The 17,755-nt window shown below is 73.9% G+C and carries 14 protein-coding genes; 9 read left to right on the forward strand and 5 right to left on the reverse strand.

What is annotated here, in order from left to right; genetic code table 11:
- The first annotated feature begins 49 nt into the window (after nt 1-49).
- From ACNTMW_RS25890 to ACNTMW_RS25905, 4 genes are all read left to right on the forward strand, one after another.
- Complete coding sequence (locus tag ACNTMW_RS25890) at nt 50-295, forward strand: hypothetical protein (protein WP_426636410.1); 246 nt, start codon at nt 50-52, stop codon at nt 293-295.
- Nucleotides 296-562: 267 nt separating this feature from the next.
- On the forward strand, nt 563-817 hold the full coding sequence (gene tatA, locus ACNTMW_RS25895; RefSeq protein ID WP_426636412.1) for a Sec-independent protein translocase subunit TatA: 255 nt from the start codon (nt 563-565) through the stop codon (nt 815-817).
- 30 nt (nt 818-847) lie between these two features.
- Nucleotides 848-1,810 carry a twin-arginine translocase subunit TatC gene (gene tatC / locus ACNTMW_RS25900; RefSeq protein WP_426636413.1) on the forward strand — a complete coding sequence of 321 codons (963 nt, stop codon included), beginning with the start codon at nt 848-850 and terminating at the stop codon, nt 1,808-1,810.
- Nucleotides 1,811-1,914: 104 nt separating this feature from the next.
- Nucleotides 1,915-2,826: a diacylglycerol kinase family protein gene (locus ACNTMW_RS25905; protein WP_426636459.1), complete on the forward strand. Its 912-nt coding sequence runs from the start codon at nt 1,915-1,917 to the stop codon at nt 2,824-2,826.
- Nucleotides 2,827-2,895: 69 nt separating this feature from the next.
- On the opposite strand, the gene ACNTMW_RS25910 is transcribed toward ACNTMW_RS25905, so the two are convergent.
- Nucleotides 2,896-3,696: an HAD family hydrolase gene (locus tag ACNTMW_RS25910; protein WP_426636415.1), complete on the reverse strand. Its 801-nt coding sequence runs from the start codon at nt 3,694-3,696 to the stop codon at nt 2,896-2,898.
- 211 nt (nt 3,697-3,907) lie between these two features.
- Between ACNTMW_RS25910 and ACNTMW_RS25915 the strand changes: the two genes are divergently transcribed.
- Both ACNTMW_RS25915 and ACNTMW_RS25920 read left to right on the forward strand, forming a co-directional pair.
- Nucleotides 3,908-6,697 (forward strand): DEAD/DEAH box helicase, encoded by a 2,790-nt coding sequence (locus ACNTMW_RS25915; protein WP_426636416.1) that lies wholly within the window; start codon nt 3,908-3,910, stop codon nt 6,695-6,697.
- Between the two features lie 739 nt (nt 6,698-7,436).
- Nucleotides 7,437-8,819, forward strand: a complete 1,383-nt coding sequence (locus ACNTMW_RS25920) for a DivIVA domain-containing protein (RefSeq protein ID WP_426636417.1) — start codon at nt 7,437-7,439, stop codon at nt 8,817-8,819.
- A 25-nt stretch (nt 8,820-8,844) separates the two neighbouring features.
- On the opposite strand, the gene ACNTMW_RS25925 is transcribed toward ACNTMW_RS25920, so the two are convergent.
- Nucleotides 8,845-9,756: a 5'-3' exonuclease gene (locus ACNTMW_RS25925; RefSeq protein WP_426636418.1), complete on the reverse strand. Its 912-nt coding sequence runs from the start codon at nt 9,754-9,756 to the stop codon at nt 8,845-8,847.
- A 271-nt stretch (nt 9,757-10,027) separates the two neighbouring features.
- On the opposite strand from ACNTMW_RS25925, the gene ACNTMW_RS25930 reads away from it, so the two are divergent.
- Both ACNTMW_RS25930 and ACNTMW_RS25935 read left to right on the forward strand, forming a co-directional pair.
- Nucleotides 10,028-10,474, forward strand: coding sequence for a hypothetical protein (locus tag ACNTMW_RS25930; RefSeq protein WP_426636419.1), 447 nt, complete (start codon nt 10,028-10,030; stop codon nt 10,472-10,474).
- A 44-nt stretch (nt 10,475-10,518) separates the two neighbouring features.
- Entirely contained in the window at nt 10,519-10,815 is a 297-nt protein-coding gene (locus tag ACNTMW_RS25935; protein WP_426636420.1) for a hypothetical protein, read from the forward strand.
- A 164-nt stretch (nt 10,816-10,979) separates the two neighbouring features.
- Here the strand turns inward: ACNTMW_RS25935 and ACNTMW_RS25940 are convergent, their stop codons facing one another.
- Entirely contained in the window at nt 10,980-11,420 is a 441-nt protein-coding gene (locus tag ACNTMW_RS25940) for a DUF7144 family membrane protein (RefSeq protein WP_426636421.1), read from the reverse strand.
- A gap of 705 nt (nt 11,421-12,125) precedes the next feature.
- Here ACNTMW_RS25940 and ACNTMW_RS25945 point away from each other — a divergent pair.
- Nucleotides 12,126-14,789, forward strand: coding sequence for a winged helix-turn-helix domain-containing protein (locus tag ACNTMW_RS25945; protein WP_426636422.1), 2,664 nt, complete (start codon nt 12,126-12,128; stop codon nt 14,787-14,789).
- Between the two features lie 289 nt (nt 14,790-15,078).
- On the opposite strand, the gene ACNTMW_RS25950 is transcribed toward ACNTMW_RS25945, so the two are convergent.
- Together ACNTMW_RS25950 and ACNTMW_RS25955 are read right to left on the reverse strand one after the other, a co-directional pair.
- The gene (locus ACNTMW_RS25950) at nt 15,079-16,026 is read right to left on the reverse strand and encodes a DUF7144 family membrane protein (RefSeq protein ID WP_426636423.1); all 948 of its coding nucleotides are present in this window, start codon (nt 16,024-16,026) and stop codon (nt 15,079-15,081) included.
- Nucleotides 16,027-16,451: 425 nt separating this feature from the next.
- Complete coding sequence (locus tag ACNTMW_RS25955; RefSeq protein WP_426636424.1) at nt 16,452-17,627, reverse strand: PP2C family protein-serine/threonine phosphatase; 1,176 nt, start codon at nt 17,625-17,627, stop codon at nt 16,452-16,454.
- Between the last annotated feature and the right edge of the window lie 128 nt (nt 17,628-17,755).

Below are 17,755 nucleotides of genomic sequence, written 5' to 3' on the forward strand. Positions count from 1 at the left end.
TCGTCGTGGTGCGCGGCGGGGTGGGGATCGAGCTACTAGAGTTCGGTGAATGATCTGGTCACTCGTGATCGTCCTCGTGGTCGGCTCGCTCGTCCTGCTGGCGGTGGCGGTCGCACCGCTGGTGCGCCGCATGGGCGAGCTGGGCGTGGCGGCCCGGCGGCTCGGCCTGCGGAGGACGGACGTGCAGCGGCTGATGCCAGCCCTCGCCGCGCTGCAACAGCGTGCCGAGCAACTGCAGCACGACGTGGCGACGGTCGAGGACAGGGCGGCGCGGACACGGGCGCGCCGCAGGTAACGTGCGGCGGCGGGTAGGCGCTGCTGGTGTCGGAGTCGCCGCGGGTGACGTGCGGCGGTGGGCAGGCACCGGGGCCCTGAGCGCACGGCGGCTGACCGGGCGAGCATTGGTCGACGATCCGGTTAACAAGCCTGGTCGACGGTTGACGGTGTGGACACCGGTGGTCAAGACTTCATCGCCGGCACACCGGAAGCCGGTATGGGTCGAGCGCGCAAACACACGTACGATGAGGCTCGACGGTGACGACAACTGCGAGGTGGCTTTCCGATGGGTACGCTCCGACCGTGGCACATCGCCGTTCTGGTGGTGGTTCTGATCCTGCTGTTCGGTGCGAAGCGCCTGCCTGACGCCGCCCGCGGGCTGGGCCGGTCGATGCGCATTCTCAAGGCCGAGACTAAGGGCCTGGCCGACGACGACGTCAACGCCAAGGCGGAGGCGCAGAGCGGCCGTCAGCCGATCACCAAGGCCGACGACGACCGGGCGAGCATCATCGACCCGGTCGACCGGGTCCGCGACAAGTAATCGCGACGCGTAAGACAAGACACGTAACTCATGGCGCTTCCTGTCCGCAGGCGGAAGAAGGCTCAGTTCACCCGCGCCGCCGACGGCTCCATGACCCTCATGGAGCACCTTCAGGAGCTGCGCAGCCGCCTGTTCAAGGCTTCGTTGGCCGTCGTGGCCGGCTTGTGCGTCGGGTACTTCTTCGCCAGGCCGGCTCTCGACTTCATGATCAAGCCGTACTGCGACCTGAATCTGAACCCGCAGGACAAGTGCGCGTTCGTGGCCAACGCGCCGATGGACCCGTTCCTACTCAACCTGCGGATCGCGCTGTACCTGGGGCTGCTGCTCGCCGCGCCGTTCTGGCTGTACCAGTTGTGGGCGTTCATCGCGCCCGGCCTGCACCGGCACGAGCGGCGCTACACGTATGCGTTTGCCGCGGTCGCCGCGCCGCTGTTCTTCGCGGGCGCGACCCTGGCGTTCTTCATCGTATCGAAGAGCCTGCACTTCTTCCTGGGCGATACCAGCAAGTTCAGCATCACCATCGGCCTCCCGGGCTACTTCGACTTCGTCACGAACATGATGTTGCTGTTCGGCGCCGGGTTCGAGTTCCCGTTGATCGTGGTCATGCTCAACCTGACCGGCATGGTCTCCGCGCGCAAGCTGCTGAGCTGGTGGCGGGTAGCGGTCTTCCTCATGTTCGTGTTCGGTGCGGTGGTCACCCCGACCCCCGACCCGTTCGGCATGACGGCACTCGCCGGGGCGCTCGCGCTGCTGTACTTCGCGGCGGTCGGGTTCGCGTTCCTCAACGACCGCCGTCGGCGGCAGCGGCACGCGGCCGAGTTCGGCAACGTCAGCGACGACGAGATCTCACCGCTGGAGTACGACGTGGAGCCGGTCGAGGCCGGTGCGCCGGTCGACGCGTCGAGCCCGGTTGACGCGCCGAGCCCGGTCGAGGCGCCGACGCCGGTCGACAGGCTGAAACCGCTCGACACCCGATTCGACGACTTCACGTAGGCCGACGCCGGCCGTACGCTGCCGCCATGACCGACAGCCCCGCGCCAACCCGCGACGTCAACGACCCGGACCGCTCCGCTACGAGCGGTCCGGGTCGTCCCGGTATGGACGGCCCCGGCCGCGCCGGCGAACTCGTCGTGCTGGCCAACCCGGTAGCCGGCCGGGGCCGGCTCGGTCGGCTGCTGCCCGAGGTGCTGGCCGGGCTGGCCACCGGCGGCGCGACGGTACGGCTGATCGAGGCGCCCGACGCCGACCGGGCCGAAGCGGCCTGCGTCGAGGCCGTCGCGGGTGGCGCGGCGGCGGTCGTCGCGGTCGGCGGGGACGGCACGGTGCACACCGCGCTGCAGGCGGTGGCCGGCACGGGGGTACCGCTGGGCATTGTCGCCGCCGGCACCGGCAACGACTTCGCCGTCGAGGTCGGCGTGGCGGCGGAACCGGTCACCGCGGCGCACGCGGTCGCCCGGGCGCTGGCCGCCGGCCGTACCCGCACGGTCGACCTCGCGCACATGCGCGCCGCCGACGGCAGGACCCGCTGGTTCGGGGCGGTGCTGGCCGCGGGCTTCGACGCCGTGGTCAACGAGCGGGCCAACGCGATGCGCTTCCCGCGCGGTCCACGCCGGTACGACCTGGCCATCGTCGCGGAGCTGGCCCGGCTGCGCCCCCGCCGGTACACGCTGCGCCTGGACGGGCAGTCGCACACCGTCGACGCGGTCCTGGTCGCGGTCGGCAACACCGCCAGCTACGGCGGCGGCATGCGGATCTGTCCCGCCGCCGACGCGGGCGACGGGCTGCTGGACGTCGTCGTGGCGGGTGCGGTGGGCCGGCTGGCGCTGATGCGGATCAAGCCCCGGGTCTACCGCGGCACCCACGTGGACCACCCGATGGTGACCGCATTCCGGGCCCGTACCGTCGAGCTGGCGGCCGAGGAGATCGTCGGGTACGCCGACGGGGAGCGGGCGTTCCCGCTGCCGCTGACGGTCACCTGCGTCCCGGGCGCGTTGACCCTGTTGACCTGACGGTCACGGGCACTGTCTTACCGCCCGCTCACAGTCTTACCGCCCGCTCACAGCCCGCTTACCGCCTACTCACAGCCCGGCGAGGTCGAGCACGGCCGTGATGCCGTTGACCGCGCCCGGTGGCCCGGCCGGAACGATGAGCACGCGACAACCGGCCATTACCGCGCCGGCATCGGCCGGGGTGTCGCCGACCATGAGCGTGCGCTCCGGCTCGACCCGCAGCATGCCGCAGGCCCGCAGGAAGATCGCGGAGTCGGGCTTGCAGTGGCCGACCTCGAAGGAGAGCACGAACGCGTCGACGAGGTCGGCGAAGCCGAGCCGCTCGGCGACCGGCCGGATGTCGAACCCGATGTTGCTGACGACGGCCACGGGGACGCCCGCGGCGCGCAGCGCCTTGAGCGTCGGCAGGGTGTCGCCGTAGACGGTCCAGCCGTCCGGGCTCAGGATCCGCTCGTACAGCGCCTCCGGCAGGCCCTCCACGTCGCACGGCACGGTCTGCGCCAGCCCGGTGTAGGCGGCGCGGTGGGCATGCGGGTACAGGTCGCGGTCGGCATACACCTCGGCCAGGTGCGGCGGCACCCGGTGCGGCGGCGGTCCGCCGGCGCGGCCCGCCATGACCAGCCGGTCGGCGAGGGCCGTCGCCCGCAGCCGGTCCAGCTCCGTGCCGCAGCTGCGCGCCGCCTCCTGTACCCAGATCACGGGGTCCTCGACCTGCGCGAGCGTGCCCTGGAAGTCAAACAGCACCGCCTGTGGCGGGTCGGTCGGCGTCCGGCCGGCACTGGGTCGGCCCGTCCGGTCGGTCGAGGGCGTGGACCCGCGGTCGGGGTCCGGCGCGGGGTACTCCTGCGACGCTTCGAGGGGGTCCGGCACGCCGTGCACCATACAGACCCGCCCGTGGCGCGCTCCATCGAACCGGCACCGTCCTCGCGTCGCGGTCGTCGCGGACGCTCCGCACGGGCAGCCGTCGCGGACGCTCCGCACGGGCAGCCGGGTGCTGCGCACGGGTATCGAGGTGCTACTCACGGGTATCCATCGGGCTCCGCCTGCCGCGGTGGTGGAGGCGTCCCCTAGCCTTAGGGTTATGACCAGCCCCGCCGAGCGGTACGCGGCGGCCCGGCGGCGCGCCGCCGAGGTGGCCCGCTTCCCGGCTCTCCATGAGTTCGCCGAAGGGCTCGGGTTCGTGCTCGACGACTTCCAGCGCGAAGCCTGCGAGGCGCTGGAGCGTGGCAGCGGCGTTCTCGTGTGTGCCCCGACCGGCGCCGGCAAGACGGTGGTCGGCGAGTTCGCCGTGCACCTGGCGTTGCGGGGCAGTGCGGGCGCCGTCGACCAGCCGTCCCCGGACGGTCGAGGGTCGGTCCGCAAGTGCTTCTACACCACGCCGATCAAGGCGCTGTCCAACCAGAAGTACCACGACCTGGTGGAGCGCCACGGCGCCGACCAGGTCGGCCTGCTCACCGGCGACAACGCCATCAACGGCGACGCCCCGGTGGTCGTGATGACCACCGAAGTGCTGCGCAACATGCTGTACGCCGGTTCGGCCGTGCTCAAGGGCCTGGCCTACGTGGTGATGGACGAGGTCCATTACCTCGCCGACCGGTTCCGCGGTCCGGTCTGGGAAGAGGTGATCATCCACCTGCCCGAGTCGGTGACCCTGGTGTCGCTGTCGGCCACCGTCTCCAACGCGGAGGAGTTCGCCGACTGGCTGGTCACGGTGCGTGGCCGTACCGAGGCCGTGGTCAGCGAGCACCGACCGGTCCCGCTGTGGCAGCACATGCTCGTCGGCAAGCGGATGTTCGACCTGTTCCACGACCCGGAAGCGGCCGAGAAGCACGAGGTCCACCCGGAGCTGCTGCGCTACACCCGGGAGGTGCTGCGCCGGCTGGGCGAGTTCGACACCCGGGGCGGGCGTGGCGGACGGGGCCGCCGCTGGCTGCCGCCCGCGCGCCCGGACGTGGTCGACCGGCTCGACCGGGAAGGGCTGCTGCCGGCGATCGTGTTCATCTTCAGCCGGGCCGGCTGCGACGCGGCCGTGCAGCAGTGCCTGAACGCGGGGTTGCGGCTGACCGCGCCCGACGAGCGGGCCGAGATCCGCCGGGTCGTCGAGGAGCGCACCGCGCACATCCCCGGCGAGGACCTCCAGGTGCTCGGGTACTGGGAGTGGCTCGACGGCCTGGAGCGGGGCCTGGCCGCCCACCACGCCGGGATGCTGCCGGCGTTCAAGGAGGTCGTCGAGGAGCTGTTCGTGCGTGGCCTGGTCAAGGCCGTCTTCGCCACCGAGACCCTCGCGCTGGGCATCAACATGCCGGCGCGGTGCGTGGTGCTCGAGCGGTTGGTCAAGTTCAACGGCGAGGCGCACGTCGACCTGACCCCGGGGGAGTACACCCAGCTCACCGGTCGGGCCGGGCGGCGCGGCATCGACGTCGAGGGGCACGCGGTCGCGGTGTGGGCGCCCGAGATCGACCCGCGGCACGTCGCCGGCCTGGCGTCCACCCGTACCTACCCGCTCAAGTCCAGCTTCCGACCCTCGTACAACATGGCCGTCAACCTCGTCGGCAGCGTCGGCATGGAGGCCGCCCACGAGCTGCTGGAGTCGTCGTTCGCCCAGTTCCAGGCCGACCGGTCGGTGGTGGGCTTCGCCCGCCAGGTACAGCGAAACACCGACGCGATGCACACCTACCTCGAGGAGATGACCTGCCACCTGGGCAACTTCGAGGAGTACTTCGCGCTGCGGGTGGCGATCGCCGAGCGCGAGCGGCAGCTGGCGCGCCAGGGCAGGGCGCAGAAGCGGGCCGCCGCGGCCGAGTCCGTCGAACGGCTGCGGATCGGCGACGTGATCCGGGTGCCGCACGGGCGCCGGGCCGGCCTCGCGGTCGTCCTCGACAACGGCACGGGCGGTTTCGGCGAGCCGCGGCCACTCGTGCTCACCGAGGACCGGTGGGCGGGTCGGATCTCGTCGGGCGACTTCGGTGAGCCGGTCGAGCCGCTGGCGCGGGTACGCGTACCGAAGCACTTCAACCACCGCTCCCCGCAGGAGCGGCGCGACCTGGCGTCACTGCTGCGGTCGGCGGCCGGTGCCGTCGACGGGCAGCGTCGGTCGCGCCGTCGGCGCGTGGAGACCGGCGACGACCCGGAGCTGGCGCGGCTGCGTGAGCGGATGCGCCGCCACCCCTGCCATGCCTGCCCGGAGCGGGAGGAGCACGCCCGCTGGGCGGAGCGGCGGTGGCGGCTGAGCCGCGAGAACGAGGCGCTGCAGCAGAAGGTCGCCGGCCGTACCGGTTCGCTGATCCGTACCTTCGACCGGGTCTGCGCGCTGCTCACCGACCGCGGCTACCTGGCCGAGGGTGGCGAGGTGACCCCGCAGGGCCGGTTGCTGGCGCGGATCTGGACCGAGGCGGACCTGCTCGTGGCCGAGTGCCTGCGGCACGGCGTGTGGGACAAGCTGGACCCGGCGGAGCTGGCCGGGGCGGTCTCGGTGGTGCTCTACGAGTCCCGCCGGGAGACCGAGGACCGGGCTTCGGTGCCCCGGGGGGCGCTGGCCGAGGCGGTGGACGACACGTTGAAGCTGTGGGCGGGACTGGAGAGCGCGGAGTCGGCCCTCGGGCTGCAGCTGACCCGCGAACCCGACCTCGGCTTCGTGTGGCCGGTCTACCGGTGGGCGCGCGGGGAACCACTGTCCAAGGTGCTCGCCAGCGCGCACGGCATCGAGGGCGACATGCCGGCCGGCGACTTCGTCCGGTGGGCCCGGCAGGTGCTCGACCTGCTCGGCCAGCTCGCCGAGGCGACCGGAGCGTCGGCGGACCTCCGCCAGACGGCCAAGCAGGCGATGGGCGCGATGAAGCACGGCGTCCTGGCGTACAGCACGCTGGCCTGACCGTCGGCCTCCGCATACCCGCGCGGGTGCACGCCGCACATCTCACCGGCGGTGCCTCGCCGGTGCAGGTCGCCCACCCGACCGGCGTGCCTCGCCGGTGCACGCCGCGGCGCGGTACGCGGGGGGCCGCCGCCGCGCCGGGCGTGCGAGGGGTCGCTCCACAGTAGGTTCACCCCGTCCGGGTGATGAAGACGAACCCGTCCCGCTCCTACCGTTCTGGACGTTGCGGGCGAACCGGCGTTATGCCGCCGGTGCCCCGGTGCGGCAGTCCACGGGCGCGGGAAGGGGTAGCTCCCCATGGGTGTGCGCTCTCCGGCGACCGGCGAGCCGGTTCGTCGGCCGGTAGCGGCCAGGCGTCACCCGGCCGTTGTTCCCGGCTGCCCGCTTGCCGGGCGCGTGACCCGCGTGCGCCCGATCCCCGGCGCGCTGTCCCCGGGCGTCCGGGCACGGGGCGCGCCATCCCGGGACGCGTGCTCCGCGGACCGCTGCTTCCCACCGTGGACGGCGTTGCTGCGGCGCCCGGCCGGACCGGGTGGACGCGTGTGGACCGAGATGTCCACCGTGGAGCGTCACCCCCCACCGGTACCGGACCCATGACCACGGGCGGCGCGGAGCCGGCGCGCCCGGTTCCCGACACCGACGAGAGCGTAACCCCGGCACCGGCATATCCGGACGGCGCCGGGGCAGGCCCGTCTCCTGCGGACGTATCCACCCCGAACAGGCAATGAATGGAGTATTGATGGACCAGTCACCCGCGCGGGCTGCCGTGCCGGCAGCAGTACCCGAGACCACCGGCGAAGACGTCCCGCTCGTGGGCGAAGAGGCCGACCTGAACGCGTACTCCACCTTCGACGGAGCACTGCGCGGGTACGACCGGCGGCAGGTCAACAAGTACGTGACCCGTACCCAGCGGCGGATCGAGGAGTTGACCGCGGAGCTGGCCGGCATCCGCCGCAACGAGCAGGTACTGACCGCACGCCTGGAGGACTTGTCGAAGGCGAACGCCATGTGTACCTGCGACCCCAACAAGCCGGAGTCGGCGGTGCTCGGCGCGCGGCTGCGGCAGATCATCGATATAGCCACCACGGAGGCCGACGACGTGCGAACCCGCGCTGAGGCCGAGACCCGGGCGATGCGTGAGGAGGCCGAAAGCGCCCTGGTGTCCGCCCGCCAGCAGGCGGAGCAGGCGTCCTCGGCGCTGGAGGCGATGCTGGCGCACCGGCGGGCCGCCGAGGAGGCGACCTTGGCGGAGCGCCGCGCGGCGGTCGAGGGTTGGTCCCAGCGGCACGTGGCCGAGGCGCGGGACACCGCCCGCCGGGTGATCGAGCGCGCGGCCGCGGTCAGTGGCCAGGTCATCGCGTCGGCGCGGTGGCTGGTCGACGCGCTCGGCGCGCACCGCGACGCCTTGGCCGAGCAGCTCGGCGGCGTGCAGCGGCGGATCGACGAACTGCCCTCGTTGGAGGCCGCAACGGCCGTCAACGGGGAGAACCTGGCGCGCATACCGACCGACGAGCAGCCGGCCGGCGACGGCGCCGGTCGGCAGCCCGGGCCCGCCGCCGGTCGGCAGCCCGGGCCCGCCGCCGGTCGGCCGGCCGCACCGCCGACCGGTCGGCAGCCCGCACCGCCGACCGGCCGGCCGCCCGCGCCCGCGGCTGACCGGCAGCCCGCACCGCCGACCGGCCGGCCACCCGCGCACGCCGCTGACCGATCGGCCGCCCGCTCGGGCGAGCGCTTCCCGGGACACGGGTCCTCCGCCGAGCACCCGGACGAGTCGGGTCAGTCGGTACGGGCCGTGGTCCGGGTACCACCGGAGCAGGCGGCGCCGCCTCAGCGGGCGGAGGGGCCGGCCTGGGGACCCAACGTGATGCCGCCGCGCCCCGGTGCCGGTGGTCCGCCCGCCGGTGCGGCGGGCCCGTCCGGTCCGGGTGCGGGGGCGCCGGCAGCGATGGCCGGTCCGCCCGCCGGTATGGCGGGTCCGCCCGGCCCGGCTGCGGGAGCACCCGGCGCGGTGGCCGGTCCGCCCTCCGGCGTCGTGGGTCCGACGTTGCCGGCGGACATGCCGGTGCCGGGCCGTACCTGGGCGCCGGTCAACCCGCGGATCGGGGGTGCCCACCGCGGGTAGCCGGCGACCGGCCCGGACGGGTTGCTCACGCCGGCGCGGTCAGGGCGTCGACGGCACGGCGGACGGCGCCCGCGAGATTCCACTTCTCGGCGAGGGCGAGTACCCGCTCGCCCTCCACCGCCGCGGGCAGGTGACCGCCGAGCGGCGGCACCGCGACGTCCCGGGCCACCCGTACCACGTCCGGTGCCACCGCGAGGTAGTCCCGGCCGGCAAGCAGCTTGGCGCGCAGGCCGGGGGCGAACCCGGAGGCCGGGTTGTCGAGCGCGGTGAGCACGCCGGCCAGGCTGCCGTACCGGTCGACGAGGCGGGCGGCGGTCTTCTCGCCGACGCCGGCGACGCCCGGCAGCCCGTCGCTCGGATCGCCGCGCAGCGCGGCGAAGTCCGCGTAGCGGGCCGCCGGCACCCCGTACCGGTCGAGGACCGCCGCGTCGTCGTAGACCTCGAGCTTGGCCACGCCGCGGCCGCAGTACAGCACGCGTACCCCGCGGCCGTCGTCGATGAGCTGGAACAGGTCGCGATCGCCGGTGGCCACCTCGACCGGGCCGGGCTCGCGGGTGGCGAGGGTGCCGATCACGTCGTCGGCCTCGTACCCGGCAACGCCGACGGTCGGCACGCCGAGCGCGTCGAGGACGTCGAGAATGATCGGGACCTGACGGGTCAGCCCGTCCGGGACCTCCTCGCCGCCGTCGTCGGTCAGCCGATGGGCCTTGTAACCGGGCAGCAGTGCCACCCGCCACGCCGGTCGCCAGTCCGCGTCGAGGGCGCACACGACCCGCCCGGGCCGCCGGGTGCGTACCAGCGTGGCGAGCATGTCCAGCAGGCCCCGTACGGCGTTGACCGGCGTGCCGTCGGGGGCGGTCACGGCGGACTCGGGGATACCGAAGTAGGCCCGGAAGTACAGGCTGGCCGTGTCGACGAGCAACAGAGGTCGGGTCACGGCGGACAGCCTAGTGACCCGCCGGTCCCCGCGGGGGCCGACGGGCCGGCTCGTGCGCGCGTACCCCTCGCCCTCACCCCGGGCGGATGAGCGCGGTCGCGCGCCCCTGGTCCGCCCCGGGTGACGGCCCGCCGCGGTGATCGGGTGACGCGATCGGGTGACGCCGCCTCACCCGATCGAGCCCCACCATTGCGGGCAACGCCCGGGCCGGGACGCGCCGCCGGGCGACATCAGTCGACGCGGCCGGTGGCCGGAGAGGATGGGAGCGGTCATGGCGGGAGTCGGCCCACTCGAATTCCTGGTCGTGGCGTTTTCGGGCGAGGAGCTGCCGGATCGGGTCGGTTCTGTGCTGCGGGCCGTCGAGGCCGGTGGGGACGTCCGGATCGTCGACGCCCTGGTCGTGATCAAGGACCGGGACGGCCGGGTCCGCGCTGAGGAGCTGGTCGACATTCCGGCGCTGGCCGATCTCGCCGCCGGGTACCCGTTCACCGATCCACGGGCCACCCTGATCGACGCCGCCGACGTCGAGGAGGTCGGCCAGGCCCTCGACGCGGGCGGCGTCGCGCTCGCCCTGTTGGTCGAGCATGCCTGGGCCCGCGCGGCCGGCGCCGCCGCGCGTGACCTGGGCGGTGTGCTGGTCGCCGCCGTGCGGATCCCCGAGGCGTACGCCGACGAGGCGCTCCGCCGCCGCGAGGCGCCCGGCCGCGCCGTCCGCTGACGCGGGCCCCGTCCGTCGCCGTCGAGTACCCGAGGAGGAAGTCCATGTCATCGCACCGTCGGCACGGCGCGCCGCTGCTCCGCGGCGCCCTGAGCATCGGCCTGGCACACCGTAGGGCGGAGGAGGCCGTCGGGACGCTGTCCGGGGGCTGGCTGACCCGTACGCCACCCCGTCCGGTGCCGCCGAGTCCGATCTCGACGCCCCCGTCCACGTCCGGTGCCGGCGACGACGTGGTCGCCCAGCTCAGCCAGCTCGTCGAGCTGGCGGAGCGGGGTGTGCTGACCAGCCAGGAGTTCGCCGCGGCGAAGGCGCGCGTCCTGCGCCACGAGCAGTGGTGGTGACCCGGGGATGGTGACGCGGCGGTCATGGTGGTCGCGCAACCGTGATGATCGAGCGTCCCGGTGGCGCCGCACACGTGCGGGACGCCACCGGGAGTCGAATCGTCGGTAGGTCACCGGGAGCCACAGCGTGGTACATCACCGGGGAGCCGGCGCACCGGTACGCCTCAGACCTGCCGGCCGCCGGTCGTGGCGTCGGCGGCCGGCCAGCTGTCGGGCACCTCCCGAGCCTGCGGCCAGTGGACGGTCAGGGCGAAGATCACCACCACGTCCAGGGCGATCATGAGTAGCGACCAGATCGGGAAGGCCGCGAGCGCGGTCAATTGGACGAGCGCGTGCAGGGCTACCAGGACCACCGCCACCAACCGGGCCAGTTCGTGGCGCAGGAGAAGCCCCAGTCCGACGGCGCCGAGCAGCAGCCCGGAGACCACCGCCAGCACACCCCACGTCGTCACGTTGACCACGACGAGGCGTCCCTCATCGATGTAGCCGACCGTACCCATCGCGAGCGCGGCCGTGCCCTCCACGAGATTGAATACCCCGATCATCGTCAGCAGGACCGCGGCGAAGCTGATCCAGCCCGACCATACGTTCGTACGCTGGGTCATCTCGGTGCCTCTCCTTCCCGGACGGCTCGGCCGGGCTCGCCGGCGGGTGATGGCGCGTCGCGTGCGGCAGGAGCGGGCGGCGTTGTCGGCCGGTGAGCCGCCCGGCGGGTGAGTGTGCTCCCTGTCGCGGCCCGCCTGGCGAGCCCATTCAGCGGCCACCTCCCTGTATTGCCGATGCCAACCATGGACGCCGTCGATCCTGGCGGGGCATCGGGTGAACGCGCGTCACCTGCGACGGGTGGACGCCCCGGGCGGGTGCCTCGGCAGTATCGTGCGTGCGGCGGTGCCGCGTCGCCGCCCGGCCCGGCACGCCGGCGGGCCGTCGCCCCCGGCACCGCCGCGCCCCGACCGCCGTCGCCCCCGGCACCGCCGCGCCCCGACCGCCGTCGCCCGCGGTGCCCCGGCCGCCGGTGTCGTCCGGCGCGAGCGAGGCGGGCTCACCCGACCCGGCCGCATGCTGGAGCGGACCGGCCGCGACCCCGGCCGGTGAGGTCGCCGCGGGCGCTCGGCGTTCACCTTCACGGGGTGAAGACGGATCACCTCGGCCGCCTAAAGAATTCCCGGCGTGTCACACATCAACGGGCGGGGGGACCGCCGGGTGAACGCCAGACACGGCCATCACGATCTCGGGAGGTCCCACGGGGCGGGACATCGGGGTGAGTGGCTGTCACGCCACCGGACCGGCGCCGGACGGCGGGGGCCGGCATGACGTCGGACAACAGGTCGCAACCGACCGTCGCGGTCATCGACGCGTTCGTTCCGGACAACCTCGAACCGCTGCTGCCGGAACCGGCGATCCCGCAGCCGCCCCCGAACCTGGTCGCCCGGCCGCGCCTGTTCGACCTGCTCGACCAGGCGGTCACCCAGCCGCTGACGCTGGTCTCCGCCCCGGCCGGCTGGGGTAAGAGCACCCTGCTGGCGGCGTGGGTACGCGAGGGACGCGCGCCCGGTCCGGTCGCCTGGTTCACCGCGGAGCCCGATCGGTCGGCGGACTTCTGGGAACGGTTCGCCGCCGCGCTCGCCCGCGCCGAGCCGTTCGCGTACCGGGCCGACGACGGCCGGGACGTCGTGGACGCGGTCGCCGCCGCGCTGGAGGTGCCCGGTCCGGTCGTCGTGGTGGTCGTCGACGACGCGCACGAGGTGACCGACCCCCGGCTCTGGACCGAGGTGGAGGGGCTGCTCAGCCGGGCCGCCGGCCGGTTGCGGCTGGTACTCGCCTGCCGCGCCGACCCCGCGCTCGCGCTGTACCGGTGGCGCATGCGCGGAGCGGTGACCGAGATCCGCAGCACCCAGCTGGCCTTCTCGCTGGCCGAGACCGGCCAACTGCTCGCCGCGCACGACGTACGGCTGGCCGAGCCGGCGCTGGTGGGGCTGCACGCGATGACCGAGGGGTGGGCCGCGGGCCTGCGCCTGGCGGCGCTGGCGATCGCCGACCACCCCGATCCGGACAGCGTGGTACCCGACTTCGCCGTGCACGACCGGGCGTTGGGCGAGTACCTCGTCGGCGAGGTGCTGGGCAAGCTGCCCGACGACGTCCGCGAGGTGCTGCTGGCCACGTCCGTGCTCGACCAGGTCCGCCCCGAGCTGGTACAGGCGTTGACCGGGCGGACCGACGGCGAGCGCATCCTCGCCTCGCTGGAGCAGGCCAACCTGCTGGTGGCGCACGGCAGTGGCAGCCGCGGCTGGTACCGCTGCCACCCGCTGTTCGGGCTGATGCTCTACAACGAGCTGCGCCACCACCGGCCCGAGCAGTTGCCGCAGCTGCACCGGCGGGCGGCCGAGTGGTACTTCGCGCACGACATGCCCGCCGACGCGATCCGGCACGCCCTGGCGGCGGGGGAGTGGGGCCAGGCGGTCGCCGTGGTCGACTCGAGCTGGCACGAACTGGTGCCCGGCGCCCGGCTGCGTACCCTCAAGGAGGTCGTCCCGACCCCGCCGCAGCGGGTGCAGCAGGATCCGCGGCTGGCGCTCGCGTTCGCCGCGGAGCGCCTGGATGCCAGCGACCCGCGGGCCACCGAGACGTTCCTGCACTTCGTCGACCGCTGCCAGCACGCGTCGGACGACGAGGAGACCCGCGACCGGCTGCGGCCCATCGTGGCGGCGTTCCGGGTGGCGGAGGCGCACCTGTCCGGCGATCCCGACCTGGTCCTCGCCACGGCGCCGCTGCTGCTGCGCGAGGACGTACCGGTGTCCGAAGGGGACAGCCACCAGCTGCGCTCCCTGGCCCTCGTGGCGATGGGTGGCGCGCGGCTCAGCCAGGGTGATCTTCAGGCGGCCGAGGCGCCGCTGGAGGAGGCGCTCGTGCACGCCCGGCGCTCGGGGGTGGCGCAGGCGCAGATCGCGTCGTTGCGCCAGCTCGCCGCGCTGAACGCCGCCCGCGGCCGGCTCAACGCCGCGGTACGGTTCGCGAAGGAGGCCGTCAGCCTGGCCGACCAGCACGGCCTGATCCAGGGCAGTGACCTGGTGTGGACGTTGCTGACCCTCGCCGACGTCTGCCACCAGCAGAACCGGGTTCGGCCGGCGGTGTACTACCTCGAGCGGGCGGTCAACAGCGGCGGCCTCGTCGACCCGGGCATGGTCGCCTCGGCGGCCATCGTGCGGGCCCGGCTGCAGGCGGCCGGCGGTGACGTCGCCGGCGCCGCCGGTGACCTGTCGGTGGTGCGCCGCCAGCTCGTCGACTGCCAGATCGCCCCGATGCTGTGGCACTCGCTCACCCTCGCCGAGGCGGACCTGCACGTGCAGGCCGGCGAACCGGCGGCCGCCAAGCGGCTGCTCGGCGTCCCGCCACCCGACCTGCTGTCGGTGTGGTTCACGCTGGTACAGGCCAAGGTCCACCTGGCCGAGCGGCGGCCGTCGCCGGCGGCGTCCGCGGTGGTGGCGCACCTGGAGCCAGGCGGCACGTCGCTGCTGTGGACCATCGAGGCCAACCTCACGTACGCGCGCGCGATGCGGGCGCTGGGCGATCGGACGAAGGCCGGCCGGTCGGTGGAGCAGGCGCTGCGGTTGGCCGACGAGGAGGACATCCGGCGGCCGTTCCTGGAGGGCGGGCACGCGGTCAGAGAACTGCTCACCACGTACGTGCCGGCGGGCAGCAGTTACCGTGGGCTCGCCGACGACCTGGCCGGCGACCTGGCGCAGGGCGCGGCCCGGCAGAACGTGACGGCGAACCGGCTGCCCGAGCCGCTGACCGAGCGGGAGCTGACGGTCCTGCGGTACCTGCAGAGCATGCTGTCGGCAGCGGAGATCGCGTCGATGCTGTGCGTGTCGGTCAACACCGTGAAGACCCACATGAAGAGCATCTACCGCAAGCTCGGGGCCGGCCGGCGGCGCGAGGTCATCCAGCGGGCGCGCGAGCTGAACCTGCTCTAGGTCGGCCGGTGGTACGTCCGGGGTCGACGTCGGCGACCGCCCGGGCCAGGCGTCATCTACGGGTGTGACCATCCCGTCGGCGAGCCACCGTGGGTCGGCGCCGACGGCCGCGCGGTGATGTCCAGGACGCGGCCCGGTTCCGCTTGCCCCGCTGTCCGGGTCCGCGGCGGACTGCCTGTGGTGCGCGCCCGCCAGGTGCTGGTCACCGATCCGAAGGACGACGGTGCCCCGCGCCACCCCGGCGCACGGGGGGAGCGGGGCGCCCTCGTGGGAAAACGCACGGCGTCTGTCAGTTGGTGGCCGGTCTGCCGGCGTCCGGCCACCGGCCGGAGATGGCGCCGATGATGGGCGGGGCGACACCCCGTGCCGGGTTGCGCGGACCCGGTACGGCCGCACCTGTGGTGCTCCGCGCCACCGCACCGATCATCGTGGCGGTCACCGGCGCGGTGTCCGGCGCACCGGCTGCCGGCGCGGTGTCCGGCGCACCGGCCGTCCGCGCCGTGCTCGGGTCGCTCGCCGGGGTCGCCGTCGGTGCCTTCGTACCAGCGGGCAGTGCCCGGGTACCCGCCGCGACCGCGGTGCCCGCCGCGACCGCGTCGGCCGGCTTGCCCACGATGACCGACGCGGCCATCGCCACCTGGTGCCGTGGCCGGTACCCCACGCGTTCGTCGCCGTGGTGGCCGCGCCGGAGGAGCATCGTGCCCGTGTCCCGGCCGGCGGTGATGCCCGGTGCGTTGCCGCCGCGGCCGACGCCGGTCCGCTTGGCCCCGGCCGGCACCGCGGTGGCCGCGGTGGCCCCGGTGGCTCCGCGGCCGGTGTCGGCCGGTGCGACGGGCGTGCCGCCCCGGGCGACGCTGGCCGCGGAGCCGGCCGGCGTCGCGGTCAGCGCGAAGATGATGACGACGTCGAACGAGATCATGAGCAACGCCCATGCCGGGTACGCGGCCAGCACGCCGAGCTGGGTGAGCGCGTGCACTCCGACGACGGACAGCGCGGCGAGGCGCACCCGGACCGTGACCAGCGACAGCCAGATCGCGAGCGCCAGCAGCAACGCCCCGAGGGCCGTCGTGACCTGTGCCCAGCCGGTCGCGCCCAGCAGCAGCACCCGGTGCCGGTCGAGGCTGACCCCGTCCGCGTTGTAGATCGCGATAAGACCTTCCACCACGTTGAACGCCCCGACGAGGGCGAGCATCGCGGCGCTGAACCTCCTCCACTCCGCCCACCCGCTGTAACTCATGGGCATGGCACTCCTTCCCGCGCCCGGCGACCGGGACGCGGTTTTGGGGCAACCGCGAACGCGCCGGCCCGGCGTCAACCGGACCGGCGCGTTCGTACCCCCCGGACAGTAAGGTCAAGCGGTGTGCCGGCCGCGCGGCGATCGCGGCCGGCACACCATCGGAGGCCCGTTCAGCGGCGTGGACCCTGCGGCGAGTGCGACAACACCGGCCGCCATCGGCAAGGGTCGGTGCTGTGCGGATACCGGAGCAGGGTGGCCCGCGTGCTCGCGCCCACCGCGAACCGATGTCCGGGTCTCCACTGCCGCCATGAACGCCTCCACCCCCGGCACTCCGTCGTGCCTTGTCCATATAGAACGCCGGGACCGGGTGAGTGACCATCACCCTGCGAGGGTGAAATTTGCGCCCACCCCGCCCGCGTCCGGGCCTACCCCACCCGCATCGGTTGGACCGCGAGCATGCACGCGTCGTCGGTGGGGTTGCGTCGGTGCAGCCGGTCCAGGATGGAGGTCAGCCGGTCCGCGCGCGGTGCCCGTACGCCCTCGGCGACCTCGCGGGCCAGGTCCCGGACGCCTTCGTCGATGCCGTGGCCGCGCTGCTCGATCAGCCCGTCGGTGTACATCAGCACCACGTCGTCCGGGCCCAGCCGGACCGAGGCGTGCTCGTAGACCGCCTCCGGGTACACGCCCAGCAGGATGCCCGCCGGCTCGTACCGGGTGTCCACCCGGTCGGGCCCGGCCACCATGATCGGTGGATGGCCGGCCCGGGCCCACCGCAGCTCGCCGGTGCGTGGCCGGTACCGGGCGACCACCGCGGTCGCGGTCGCGTAGCCACCCTGCCGGCACAGCAGCGTGTTGAGGGCCGCGAGCACCTCACCCGGTTCGTGGCCGGCGACGGCGTACGCGGCGGCGGCGTGGCGCAGCGCGATCATCGGTGGCGCCGCGGCCAGACCGTGCCCGACGACGTCGCCGACGGCGAACACGACGTCGCCGTCGGCCAGCGGAAGGGCCAGGTACCAGTCGCCGCCGACGTCGGTGCCGACGTCGGTGCCGTCGTCCGCGGCGAGGTAGCGCACCGCGACCCGCGTGCCGTTCACGTCCGTGACGGTCGTCGGTACCGGCAGGATCACCTGCTGGAGCTGGTCGTTGAGCTCGCGCTGCTGGGCGAGCGCGCGTTGCTGGGCGACGACCGTACGGTGGCTGACGAGCAGCCGGTCGCGGACCCGATTGAGCTCGGTGAGGTCGTTGACGACCGCGTACAGGGTCCGCTGTCCGGGCTGTAGCTCGAAGGTGGCCCGCACCGGTCTGGCCCGGTCCGCGGCCCGCATCAGGTACTCGACGTCGACGGGTGTGCCGTTGTCGAGGAGCCGGTCGACGGCCGCCGTCAGCCGGCCCCGGTCGTCGGGCGCGGCGAGGTCGAGGAAGACCGGCAGCGCGAGCGCTCCGTCGGCGCGGCGCCGACCGGTCAGCCGGTACAGCCGCTCGGACCACTCGACCCGGTCGGTCCCCAGGTACCAGGCTCCCCAGCCCAGGCCCTGGCCGGCCGCGCCGGTTCCGGGGTCGATCGCCACGGCGCCGCGCGCACCAGCGCGGATGTCCTCCATCGCACCTCCCGTGCTGCGTCCGCTGACACACCATGGTTGGCGCGGTGTGGTGAGGCCGGCTCCCCCGAACCGGGTGATGTTCGGTCGCGGGCGCCCTCGCGCGGCACGACCACCCGGACGGGGTGCCG

This window comes from Planosporangium spinosum (genome assembly GCF_049999945.1).
GTDB classification, from domain to species: domain Bacteria; phylum Actinomycetota; class Actinomycetes; order Mycobacteriales; family Micromonosporaceae; genus Planosporangium; species Planosporangium spinosum.

What these genes read in the sequence shown, in the direction of transcription:
- ACNTMW_RS25905 (WP_426636459.1), top strand. Translation starts at nt 1,915, where the DNA reads ATGGACGGCCCCGGCCGCGCCGGCGAACTCGTCGTGCTGGCCAACCCG.
- ACNTMW_RS25915 (WP_426636416.1), top strand. Translation starts at nt 3,908, where the DNA reads ATGACCAGCCCCGCCGAGCGGTACGCGGCGGCCCGGCGGCGCGCCGCC.
- ACNTMW_RS25935 (WP_426636420.1), top strand. Translation starts at nt 10,519, where the DNA reads ATGTCATCGCACCGTCGGCACGGCGCGCCGCTGCTCCGCGGCGCCCTG.
- ACNTMW_RS25940 (WP_426636421.1), bottom strand. Translation starts at nt 11,420, where the DNA reads ATGACCCAGCGTACGAACGTATGGTCGGGCTGGATCAGCTTCGCCGCG.
- ACNTMW_RS25890 (WP_426636410.1), top strand. Translation starts at nt 50, where the DNA reads ATGATCTGGTCACTCGTGATCGTCCTCGTGGTCGGCTCGCTCGTCCTG.
- ACNTMW_RS25920 (WP_426636417.1), top strand. Translation starts at nt 7,437, where the DNA reads ATGGACCAGTCACCCGCGCGGGCTGCCGTGCCGGCAGCAGTACCCGAG.
- ACNTMW_RS25955 (WP_426636424.1), bottom strand. Translation starts at nt 17,627, where the DNA reads ATGGAGGACATCCGCGCTGGTGCGCGCGGCGCCGTGGCGATCGACCCC.
- tatC (WP_426636413.1), top strand. Translation starts at nt 848, where the DNA reads ATGGCGCTTCCTGTCCGCAGGCGGAAGAAGGCTCAGTTCACCCGCGCC.
- ACNTMW_RS25930 (WP_426636419.1), top strand. Translation starts at nt 10,028, where the DNA reads ATGGCGGGAGTCGGCCCACTCGAATTCCTGGTCGTGGCGTTTTCGGGC.
- tatA (WP_426636412.1), top strand. Translation starts at nt 563, where the DNA reads ATGGGTACGCTCCGACCGTGGCACATCGCCGTTCTGGTGGTGGTTCTG.
- ACNTMW_RS25945 (WP_426636422.1), top strand. Translation starts at nt 12,126, where the DNA reads ATGACGTCGGACAACAGGTCGCAACCGACCGTCGCGGTCATCGACGCG.
- ACNTMW_RS25950 (WP_426636423.1), bottom strand. Translation starts at nt 16,026, where the DNA reads ATGAGTTACAGCGGGTGGGCGGAGTGGAGGAGGTTCAGCGCCGCGATG.